Source organism: Bacteroidota bacterium, assembly GCA_016213405.1.
Lineage (GTDB): Bacteria > Bacteroidota > Bacteroidia > Palsa-948 > Palsa-948 > Palsa-948.
Genome location: JACRAM010000016.1, coordinates 85,216 through 97,077, shown reverse-complemented (window position 1 = coordinate 97,077; position 11,862 = coordinate 85,216). Strand labels below are relative to the sequence as shown.

Annotated in this window: 7 protein-coding genes; 2 read left to right on the top strand and 5 right to left on the bottom strand. The window is 40.9% G+C overall.

Going from position 1 to position 11,862, the window contains the following annotated elements; genetic code table 11:
* Positions 1 to 245, top strand: a 245-nt coding sequence (locus tag HY841_02445) for a T9SS type A sorting domain-containing protein (protein ID MBI4929594.1), incomplete at its 5' end; no start/stop codon positions are given.
* 32 nt (positions 246 to 277) lie between these two features.
* Here the strand turns inward: HY841_02445 and HY841_02440 are convergent.
* Genes HY841_02440 through HY841_02420 form a run of 5 tightly spaced genes read right to left on the bottom strand, consistent with a single transcriptional unit; the run spans position 278 to position 10,043 of the window.
* Positions 278 to 2,353, bottom strand: coding sequence for a PD40 domain-containing protein (locus HY841_02440; protein ID MBI4929593.1), 2,076 nt, complete (start codon positions 2,351 to 2,353; stop codon positions 278 to 280).
* Between the two features lie 45 nt (positions 2,354 to 2,398).
* A complete protein-coding gene (locus tag HY841_02435) occupies positions 2,399 to 4,411 on the bottom strand; it encodes an OmpA family protein (protein ID MBI4929592.1) in 2,013 nt (670 codons plus the stop codon).
* A 5-nt stretch (positions 4,412 to 4,416) separates the two neighbouring features.
* Positions 4,417 to 6,402: a tetratricopeptide repeat protein gene (locus tag HY841_02430; GenBank protein MBI4929591.1), complete on the bottom strand. Its 1,986-nt coding sequence runs from the start codon at positions 6,400 to 6,402 to the stop codon at positions 4,417 to 4,419.
* Between the two features lie 37 nt (positions 6,403 to 6,439).
* Complete coding sequence (locus tag HY841_02425) at positions 6,440 to 8,980, bottom strand: OmpA family protein (protein ID MBI4929590.1); 2,541 nt, start codon at positions 8,978 to 8,980, stop codon at positions 6,440 to 6,442.
* A gap of 28 nt (positions 8,981 to 9,008) precedes the next feature.
* Positions 9,009 to 10,043: a tetratricopeptide repeat protein gene (locus tag HY841_02420; protein MBI4929589.1), complete on the bottom strand. Its 1,035-nt coding sequence runs from the start codon at positions 10,041 to 10,043 to the stop codon at positions 9,009 to 9,011.
* A 191-nt stretch (positions 10,044 to 10,234) separates the two neighbouring features.
* Between HY841_02420 and HY841_02415 the strand changes: the two genes are divergently transcribed.
* Positions 10,235 to 11,857: a PD40 domain-containing protein gene (locus tag HY841_02415; protein MBI4929588.1), complete on the top strand. Its 1,623-nt coding sequence runs from the start codon at positions 10,235 to 10,237 to the stop codon at positions 11,855 to 11,857.
* Positions 11,858 to 11,862 lie beyond the last annotated feature (5 nt).

Below are 11,862 nucleotides of genomic sequence, written 5' to 3'. Positions count from 1 at the left end.
CACGATGTACGATTTATCCTAATCCCACGAGCGGAGTGTTTAATGTGCAGATGAGCCAATTTGAAAATTTGAAAATGAAAGACATTGAAATATATAATATGTACGGAGAAAAAGTGCCTGCTCATTTTCAAATTAACTCATTTTCAAATTCTCAAATTGATTTGTCTTCTCAGCCCGCAGGAATTTATTTCATCGAACTTAAAACCTCAAAAGATAATTATCATGGGAAAGTGGTTAAGGAATAGTGTATGTGCAGCGGTAATCATGCAAAAATAATTTACTTGCTCTTAATCTCAAACTCCGTTCTGCGGTTCAACTGCCTTCCTTCATCCGTATCGTTTGCAGCCATGGGTTTTGTTTCGCCATATCCTTTAGAAGTTAATCTGCCTTTATCAATTCCGTGAGAGGCAAGGTAATCCACCACGGCTTGGGCGCGGCTGGCTGAAAGTTTCATGTTGTAATCGTCAGCGCCTTTGCTGTCGGTATGCCCGCCAATTTCAATTTTCAGTGTGCCCACATCGGTCATGAGTTTTATCAATCGCTCCAGTTCTGCCGTTGATTCAGGGCGCAAGGTTGACTTATCAAAGTCAAAGAAAATATTCCGGAGAACAATTTTTTGCCCCACCGCGATATTGTTCAGCCCGATGTCTTTTACATATTCCTGAGAGCCGGAAGAAGCGGGGATGTCAAAATTTTCAGAGTGAAAGAGGTATCCTTCTTTCTTCACGGCAATGCCGTAATTTTTTCCGGCAGGGAGTGATACGAGAAATTTTCCTGTGGCGCTGTTTGATTTGAACGAAGCTATTACTTGGTTCAGCTGATTATCCACCAGTTCAATGTCTGCTTCAAGCATCTGCTTGGTCACTGCATCAAAAATGGTCCCTTTTAAAATTGAAACCTGTGTAATGGGCACCGCAACTTCTTTCGCGATAACTGTTTCTTTAATGGGCTCTGTTAAACTTGCAAGAAGATTATCTTCCGTATTCAGCACCGGATTTTTTGGCGTGATGAACGTAATCATGTAAATATCTTTATCGCCATACCCATCGGCTTTGTAAGAAGCATAGTAGGCGTGCTTTCCGTTAGCTGACAGAACAAAATCCACATCATCATCAGAAGAATTTATCGGATAGCCCACATTTTCAGTCATTGACCATTTTTTCTTTTTATCATCCCACACGGTTTTGAAAATATCAAACCCGCCCATCGTTTTATGTCCGCAGCTGCTGAAGTAAAGAGTTTTTCCGTCAGGATGAATGAACACGCTGTATTCTTCATAGGGAGTATTGATAATGGGTCCGAGGTTTTCGGCTTCCATCCATTTTTGTTTTTTAGGATCCCAGGCAGATTTATAAATATCATGCCCGCCAAATCCGCCTTCTTTGTTGCTCACAAAGTACAAGGTGTTTCCATCTGCAGTAAGCGAAGCAGATGATTCATGAAATTTTGTGTTGATGTTATCATTTAATTTATCGGGTTTAGACCATGAAGTGCCTTTCAAATCACATTCATAAATATTTCCGCTGCCGCGGGTCATATCATCAAGATAAATAAAAAGTTTTTGACCGTCTGCCGAAAGAGCCACGGTTGCATCGTGCCGGTTTTCTGTATTAACGGGTTTGCCCATGTTGTTCGCCATGCTCCAATTGCCGTTTTCACCGTTTGAGATATAAATATCTTCATAATACATCTGGTCATTTTCATCAATGCCTCCCCCGGAAGTGTTATTTCTCCTTGAGGTAAACATCATCACCGCTTCATCGGCAGAAATTACGGGGGCATAATCAGGATATTGAGAATTTATTTCAGTGCCGGCATTATCAATGAAAACCAGCACCGGGTTTTTTACCAGTTCGATTCCGTTTCTGCATTCAGTTAGTTTTTTCTCAACATCTGTCTTGGATGCTTGGTCTTCCGGCTTAATAGCTGCTTTGTATTCCTGATAACGCTGAATTGCTTTATCCCAATCCATGTTCATCTGATAGGCCTGCCCAAGATAGTAGCGTATGTTTTCTCCTGCAGTGGGATTTAATTTGTATGCTTTTTCTAAAAACGGAAGCGCTTTTTGTTTAAAGGCGGAGTTAAGGTAACAAACTCCGATTTTGTAATTCAGCAAGCCATTATTAGAATTGAAATTATTTGCCTTGACATAAAGAGGCAGGGCTAAATTGTACAGCCGGTATCCTTCTTTCTGGGATTTGTTAAAGTAGGAATCTCCATCATCAATATTTCTTTTTGCATCTTTCAGTCCGCTTTTATCATTGGGGAAATTAGCTTTTTCAAACTCAACATTCTGTGAAAAAAGAGATACACGGAATAGGAACAGAAGCAAGAAAAAAGAAATAGGTTTCATGTATTATTAAGATTAGATATTCGTTTTCATGATAAGCTCATCAAACTATTTACTCAAAATTTCAAACTCTGTTCTTCTGTTTAATTGCCTGCCTTCATCGGTATCATTTGTTGCAATTGGTTTTGTTTCGCCATAGCCCTTTGCAACCAGGCGGTTTTTGACAATGCCTTTTTTCAGAAGATAGTCCACCACTGCCTGTGCGCGCGACTGTGAAAGTTTCAGGTTATAGTCGTCTTCTCCTTTACTGTCGGTATGTCCGGCAATTTCAATTTTCATAGTAGGAATATCGGTGATCAGTTGAGTGAGGCGTTCGAGTTCGGAGGTGGATTCGGGGCGCAGCGTTGCTTTGTCAAAGTCAAAGAAAATATTGTTTAGCACGATCTTGCTTCCAACGGAAAGGCTCTTTAGCTCAATGTCTTTCACCACTTCGTTGTAGGCGGCAGTATCAAGGATGTCAAAATTTTCGGAGTGAAATAGATACCCTTCTTTCTTTACCGCAATGCCATAATTCCCTCCTGAAGGAAGTGTGACAAGGTATTTTCCGGTAGCGCTATTGGATTTAAATGTGGCAATAACCTGATTTGCCCGGTTATCAACAAGTTCAATATCTGCTTCAAGCAGTTCCTTGGTCAAAGCATCAAAGATGGTTCCTTTGAGAATGGTTACTTTGGCAGTGGCTGCTTCTTCTTCTTTTCCAAAAGAAATTTTATAAATATCTTGTTCCCCGTAACCGTCTGCCTTGAAAGAAGAATAATAAGCATGCTTGCCGCTTGCCGACACCACATAGTCAATATCATTATCGGCAGTGTTTATCGGATAACCCATATTTTCCGGCTTTGACCATTTCTTTGTTTTTTTGTTCCAGACTGATTTGAAAATATCAAAGCCCCCCATGGAATTATGTCCCTGACTGCTGAAGTAAAGAGTTTTTCCATCCGGATGAATAAACACACCGCCATATTCTTCATAGGGAGTATTGATTACAGGACCAAGGTTTTCTGCAGGTTTCCATAATTTCTTTTTTTTATCCCATACAGCACGGTAGATGTCGTGCTTGCCCAATCCTCCTTCTTTGTTGCTCACGAAATACAAGGTGTTTCCGTCTGAAGAAAGCGATGCGGAGGATTCGTGATAGGGTGTGTTAATCATGTCGCTCATCTTTTCCGGTTTTTCCCAAAGAGCGCCCTTTTGCTGGCACTCATAAATATTTCCGCTTCCTTGCCTTGTATCATCAAGATAGATAAAAAGTTTTTGCCCGTCTGCTGTTAAGGCAAGCGTTGCGTCATGGCGGTTCTCTGTGTTCACGGGCTTGCCCATGTTTTTTGCAGGAGACCATTTCCCGCTTTCGTTGGTTGAAATATAAATGTCTTCATAATACATCTGGTCGCCCGGCTCAATGCCTCCACCGGTAGTATTATCTCTGCGCGAAGTAAACATCATAACCGATTCGTCTGCAGAGATGACAGGATGATAATCGGGATAGGGCGAATTTATTTCAGTGCCCACATTGCTGATAATTACCTCTACAGGATTTTTTACCAGCTCAATTCCGTTTTTACACTCGGTGATTTTTTTATCCACGTCATCCAGGTCTTCTTTATCTTCCGGCTTCAATACATCTGCTTTGTAAGTTTGATATTCTTTGATGGATTTGTCCCAATCCATATCCAGATGATACGCCCTGCCAAGGTAGTAGTGAATATCCTTAGCAACAGTGGGATTCAGCTGATAAGATGTTTCCAGATGGGATATTGCTTTTTGCTTATAAGGGGAAAAGATGTAGCAAACTCCTATTTTGTAATTGAGCAGGGCATTCTTGGGATTGAAAGTATCTGCCTTCAGATAAAGAGGCAATGCATAATTGTACATCTGGTGCCCCATTTGAAAATAACTGTCTCCTTCTTCAATATTTCGTTTGGCTGCTTTCAATCCGTTCTTGTCATTAGGAAAATTAGCTTTTTCGAATTCTACATTTTGCCCGTTAGCGGAAGGATGAATGGCTGAGAGTAAGAAAATGCTTATTATGCCGATGATGTGCAGGGTTCGTTTTTGTTTCATAATCATTAAACTTTTAATCCGATTATCAAAATGTCATCTGTTTGTTCAGTGGCGCCCCGCCATTCATTGTGTTTTTTATCAAGAGCTTCTTTTTGTTTTTCAGGATCAAGCGCATGAATTTGCTGTAACAGTTCCCTTAGGTGAAACGCCAGGAACTTTTTTCTTTTCTCACCGCCAATCTGGTCCTGGTATCCGTCCGAATAAAGATAAATCATATCACCTTCTTTTGCCTGAACTGTATTGTTGGTGAAGGAACAGCTGGTAGTTGTTCCAATAGAAATTTTATCTGCTTTTACTTCATTCACTTGCCCGTTGTTTATTATTATCAGAGGATTATGCGCACCGGCATAAATAATTTCTTTGCTCAGCTTGTCGTATTTTATCAGCGCAATATCCATTCCGAATTTCCCAGTAGTGTTTTCAATGTTTTGATGAAGCATGTCCATTAACTGCGTGTTTACTTCTTTTAATATTTCAGCAGGAGTAACGTGCACGTTCCTGACAATTTCATCAAGCATGATAAATCCAAGAAGTGACATAAATGCTCCGGGAACTCCGTGACCTGTGCAGTCAGCAGCCGCAATATAAAAATTGTCATTGCTTTTTTCTTCGTACATCCAATAGAAATCACCACTCACTATGTCTTTCGGCTTGTATAAAATAAATGAATGCGGAAAATGTTGTGAAAGCATACCTGCAGGAGGAAGAATGGCATCCTGAATGTTTTTCGCGTAATCAATGCTGTCGGTGATGAGAATATTTTTCTGCTCAATCTGTTCTTTTTGCTTGTAGATGATTTCATTTTTCTGTTTCAATAGTTCGTTTGCTTTCTTTTTATTTCTGTATGCGAGGAATACAAAAAAAGCAAGAATAACTACGAGAATAGAAAACCCCACTGCCCCCCAGATGACTAATTTTTGTGCTTTTAATTCCGATTCCTTTAGTTCCCCTTCTTTTTTTAATAGTTCATTTGCTTTGGTCTGCGATTCTGTTTCCATCTGCTTGCGGATGATTTCTTCCTGCTGAGTTTTAATTTTCAATTCCTTTAGTTGCGCATCGGAACTCAGTTTTTCAATTTCTCCCATGGTTTTAATTTTCTCTGCAGAAAGAGAATTGATTTCCAGTTCTTTTGTTTTTATCTGCTCCTGTGTTAGCTTTTCTTTCTTCTGAACGAAATCCGATTTGTTTTTTTCATACTCGCTTTGATTCTTTTTTGCAATTTCAAGGGCGGGAAGTATTTCGTTAGCAATGGAGTTGAGATTATTTTTCTTGGCGAGTTCATAGCCACGGTTGAGAAAAATAAAACCTTCATCATAGCTGCCCCAGTTATTGCAAGTTACTCCTATTTTATGAAGAATTTTTGCCTGTCCTCTTATGTCTTTTAAACTTTCATATAATTTTAACGCCTGCTGATAATAAGGGAGAGCGTTTTCGTATTTTTTCTGCTTAAAATAAACATCCCCTATTTCTATGTTTATGCTTATCATTCCCTCTTTATCATTTACTTTTTTCAAAAGCTCCAGCGCTTTTGAGTTGGCGTCAATGGCTTCGGAATATTGCTGTGAACCGGAGTAAGCGTCTCCAATCTTATTCCAGATATACGCAGAACTGGCGGGTTGGTTGTTAGCGTCAAAAATTTTAATTGCATCTTTATAATTCTGAACCGCTTTTCCCACATTGTATTGAACGCTATAGGCGTTGCCCAGATGAAGCAGTGCGCCTGCTTTTTCATTTTCATCGCCTGCCTTTTTAGCAGCTTTCATCGCCTGTTCTGCATAGTCAATCGCTTTGTCGGAACTTGTTTTGAGATAGGCTTCCGAAAGCTGGTTGAGAATGCCGGGCTTCTCTTCTGCAGAAGCGGTTTTTAATTTTTCTTCCAGTTCCTGTATGGACTGGGAGAAAACAGAATTAAAAATTAAAAATGAAAAATTAAATATGAAAATGCAAACTAATCTAAAACCTGAACCCTGCAATCTGAAACGATTTTTCATTTCGTATTTTTCGTATGATTTCGTTTTTCGTAGATTTCTATTGTTCAAAGAAGAAATCAATCAGGTGATGAATTTTTTCTGTTGTGTAGTCATTGGCTCCGTCAAAAAATCCGTCAATCACGGCTACAATTTCATCAGCGGTAATTCTTCCGTCATTGTTTTTATCAGCTGACGCAATCTCGGCTGGTAATTTTGCGGCAGTTGTAGTTTCTGTTGTTGTGTTTTGTGTTGATGTATTTTGTGTTTGCGTGGTGGTGGTACTGGTTTCAGTGGAAGAAGAAGTGGCAACTGCATTTTCGTCAATGGCGGTTACTTTGAATTCCGTCCTGCGGTTTTGCTGTCTGCCTTCTTCTGTTTCATTGGATGCAATGGGTTTCAGAAATCCATATCCTTTGAACGACAATCTTGCCTTTTCAATTCCGTTTGCAATAAGATAATCAATAACTGATTTTGCGCGTGACTCGGAAAGTTTCAGGTTGTAAGTGGCAGAACCCTTGTTATCGGTGTGTCCTGAGATTTCAATCTTCATCGAAGGGTTATCGTTCAGAACATTTGCAACGCGCTGCAATTCAGGTTTTGAATCGGGGCGGAGCGATGCTTTGTCAAAATCAAAAAAGATATTATTAAGGACAATATTTGCATTTGCCCGGATTTTTTTCAGGACAATGGGAGGAAGCTTCATTTTGTCTTTGTCAGGAGGAATGTCGAGGTTGATGGATTGGAAAAGGTATCCGTCAGCCGACACCGTCATTCCGTAATTTTTTCCTCCTTTGAGTTTTGATAAATATTTTCCCAACTGGTCGGCAGTGGTGCGTGCAATCACTTCGCCTGTGGCGTTGTTCACAATTTCAATTTTTGCTTTGAGCGCTTTTCCTTTTTCATCCACAATAGTTCCTTCAATATCCACAATCTGTTCTTTGCGCTTGAGCTTGATATTTACATCCAGTTCTTTGAATTTTTCTCCCCGTGGAATATTGAAAACTTCTTCGTGAGGGAAATACCCGTTGGCAGTCACTTTCATTTTGTAATTCTTTCCCGAAGGAAGCGAGACGAGAAATTTTCCGGTCGCGTTGTTTGATTCCTGTGTGGAAACAAGCTTTCCTGTTTTCATGTCAATGATTTCAATTTTAGAGCCGACAGGATTATCGCTTTCATCCGTAACATTTCCTTTCACCAGCGTGAGATAAACAGTGGTGTCGGCAGGCAGCGTGATTCTGTAAATATCTTTTTCTCCAAAACCATCGGGGCGGATGGTTGCATAATATCCGTGTTTGCCGCTGGCAGAAACAACAAAGTCAACGTCATCATCAGGCGAATTAACAGGATAGCCGAGGTTCACGGGTGCAGACCATTTTTTGAGCGAATCGTTATAAACCGATTTGAATAAATCAAATCCTCCCATGCTGTTGTGCCCCTGTGAAGAAAAGTAAAGCGTTTTTCCGTCAGGATGAATGAACACGGTGCGCTCGTCATATTCCGTGTTGATTACATCACCCAGATTTTCCGGTGCGCCCCATTCGCCTTTCTCATCCTTTGCCGATTTGAAAATGTCATGAAGCCCCAGCCCTTTGTTGTCAAGCGGATTCTCGCTGCAGAAATAAAGTGTTTTCCCATCGGGAGATAAACTTGCCGAAGATTCATGGTATCTGGTATTGATGGTGCTCGGAAGTTTTTTGGGTTCTGACCAGTTGTGCCCGTCCAGTTTGCACTCATAAATATTTCCGCTTCCGGTATACGTGTCGTCTAAGTAAATGAAAAGCGTTTGCCCGTCAACTGAAATTCCGCAGGTGGCATCGTGGCGGTTGGAAGTGTTAATGGGGTCGCCAAGATTTTTCGACTCTGTCCAATTCCCTTTTTCATTGTTGGAAATATAAATGTCTTCGTAATATTTCCCATCATAGGGGTCAACTCCTCCCCCGGAAGTGTTATCTCTCCGCGCGGTGAAAATCAAAACCGACTCATCGGCAGAAATCACCGGGCGGTAATCAGGGAACTGAGAATTAACCTCAGCGCCCATATTGACTATGTGATAGCGAAGCGAATCAGGAAGTTTGCGCATGCGCAAAGTGTCTTTCATTAGTTCAATTCCGTTTTTACATTCCTGAATTTTTTTGTCAGCGTCAGAAGTTTTTTCTTCTTCGCTTCCTGCAATCCTCTTTTTGTATTCATCGAAATTAGTGATTGCCTTATCCCACTGCATGGCGAGGTGGTATCCGCGACCTAAATAATAATACAGCTTGTCGTTCACTTCCGAATTCAATTTCCTTGCTTTCTCAAGATGAGGAACAGCTTTTTGCTTGAAAGAAGAGTAGAGGTAGCAAACACCGATTTTGTAATTGAGCTCAGCGTTTTCAGAATTAAAATCATTTGCTTTAAGGTAGAATTCAAGAGCGCGGTTGTATAAATGTACGCCCGCCTTGAAAAGTTCATCGCCTTTTTTGATGGCGCTTTGCGCGTCTTTGAGCCCTTCCTCTTTTCCCGAAAAATTTTCTTTGGTGAAATCCACGTTTTGGGTAAAAGCGATTACACCGATGCAGGAAAAAATGATTACACTGATACCGAAAATTATTTTTTTCATGTTATTGTTTATGCGATGTGATTAAATTTTATTTACAATCCTGCAAATAATTTTTTGCCTGGTCAATTCCCAGGTTTGCAGCCGCTTCCCAATCCTTGCAGGCGCCTTGCTGGTCCCGGATAAGTTCTTTCGCCATTCCCCGGTTCAGATACGCATAGCCGTATTTGCTGTTATAGGAAATCGCTTTGTCATAATCCTCAATGGCGGCTTTGTAATCTTTCAGTTTGAATTTTGCCGCGCCCCGGTTGTTGTAGGCAATGGCATAATCATTTTTCAGCTTGATGGCTTTAGAAAAATCATCTGCAGCTCCGCTGTAATCTTCCGCGTCAAAACGCGCGCTTCCCCTGTTATTGTAGGCAATAAAACTTTCTTTTGTTTTAATGGCGTTGTCATAAGCGGCAATAGCGCCTTTTGAATCTCCCTTCTTTCGCAGCATGCTGCCGAGATTGGAATAAGCAAACGCCATGTCCGGTTTCAACTGGGTTGCTTTTTTATAATCAGATGCTGCGCCCGTATAATCCTCCAGTTCTCGCTTTGAACTGCCGCGGTCGTTGTAAGCGTAGGCATAATCCGGCTTTAGTTTTATTGCATTGTCAAAATCCTCTATGGCGCTTTTGTATTCCTGAATCTCAAACAGAATTCCGCCACGGTAATAATACGCCTGCGCGTTGTTCGGATTAAGCTGAATTGTTTTTCCATAATCTTCCGATGCTCCTGTTTTGCTTCCCATGGCATATTTTGCCTGCGCGCGGCTGAAGTAGCAATCCGAGCAGGAATCATTTATTTTTATCGCATGGTTGTAATCGTCAATCGCTCCGTTTATGTTTTTCATTTCAAACCGAACGATGCCGCGGTTATAGTACGCTTTGTCAAAATTTTCGTTCAGCGTGATCGCCTGGTTGAAATCAGTCATTGCCCCGTTGTAATCCTTTGCCGCAAACTTGATGATGCCGCTGTTATAAAGTTTTTCGGCAGTAAAGTCAAGCCCCGCCAGCGTAGAAACTTTTACCGTGTCCTGCGCTGTCGAACTGATGATTTGAGAAGCAAAAATTGCTGCCGTCACACAGGAGTTTCTTAACATGTTTTTTGGTTTAATGAATACCTGCAAAAGTAGAACATTTTTGAAAAGACATAGTGAGATATTAAGAGGGGTTAAAAAGTGATTTGAACGAATAAAGCATTTTGACACATTCATCGTATTTTCATCCGCGAATATGTTTTTCATATATATTTGCCTCCATTTTAATAATTAAGATGCGCTTCAGAATATTCCCTCCATTGTTTACTGTTTGCTGTTTACTGTTTGCTGTTCACTGCTTCGCCCAGCCCGCCCAAAAGAAACCCAAAGCCACCGGTGATATAAAACTTGCCGAAGAAAATTTTAAGAATGGCAATTTTGAGGGCGCGCTCGATGAATACCTCGTCCTTATAAAAAAAGATGCCGGCAATGAAAAGTACAATTACCGCATTGGCGTTTGCTACCTCAATACAGATATTGATAAAACAAAGGCAATCTCCTACTTCGAAAAAATTCAGAACAGCGCTGTCGAACCTGAAACAAAATATCTTTTAGGCAGAGCGTATCAGTATGCTTATAAATTTGATGACGCAATAAAAATTTTGAACGCCTACAAGAAGGATGGTAAAGGCAGTTCTGAAAACCTCAAGGATGTTGAAATGCAGGTGCAGTATTGCCTCAATTCAAAAGAGCTGATGAAATTTCCGGTGAATGTTTCATTTGAAAACCTTGGCAAGAATATTAACTCTGAGTATCCTGATTATTTCCCGTTTGTTCCTTCTGATGAATCGTTTATCATTTTCAATTCAAAGCGCCCCGAGAGCGGTGCCTGGCAGTATCCTGACGGCTCATGGGGGTCAAATATTTATTTTTCAAAAGTAAAAGATGGTCAATATGCAAAAGCGAAACTGCTCGGCAGGGTGATTAACTCCGTAGAAGGAGAAGAAGAAGCCATCGGGCTTTCCGGCAGCGGTGATTACCTTTTAATCTATCATGACGACTTTCAGGGCTCGGGCGATATTTATATTTCAAAGGCGGATAAAAGCCGGAACTTTAAAGAACCTATTCTGCTTGATGAGCAGATAAATTCTCAGCGCGGGCAGGAAATTGCCGCTTCTATTTCTGCTGACGGCAACGCCATTTTCTTTGCCAGCACGCGTCCGGGCGGCTTTGGCGGTTCAGATATTTATGTTTGCAGAAGATTGCCTACCGGAGGATGGGGTCCTGCGCAAAATTTAGGCGAAGAGATCAACACTCCTTTCAACGAAGACTTTCCAAATATCTCTCCTGACGGAAACATGATTTTCTTTTCCTCCATGGGTCATACCAGCATGGGGGGCTATGATATTTTTGTGGCTAAATGGGATGAAACAAATAAAAAATTCTCAGGAGCAAAAAATATCGGATACCCGATAAATTCCCCTGAAGATGATATGAACTTCCGCATCTCTTCCACCGGAAAATTCGGATACATATCTGCCCGTAAAAAAGATGGCTTTGGCGACATGGATATTTACCGTATAGATTTTTTAGATGTGGATCCTGACTACACGGTTATTACCGGAAAAGTTATGAGTAAAGATGCTTCCAAGCCGGTTGATTCCACGCACGTTTTCATTTCTGTTACTGATTTTTCTACGGGCGATGAGTTTGGAAGCTACATGCCGAATCCCAATTCAGGCAGGTATGTGATCATTCTCCCTCCCGGAAAATTCATCATCAATACTGAGATTCCGGGCTATGACAAGTACAGCGAAACAATTCAGATACTGGATAAGAGTTCATTCAAACCACTTATAGAGAAAAATATTATGCTGATGCCGGAAGGCGGAATTGCTGTCCCTCCAAAGAAAAAATAGAAGGA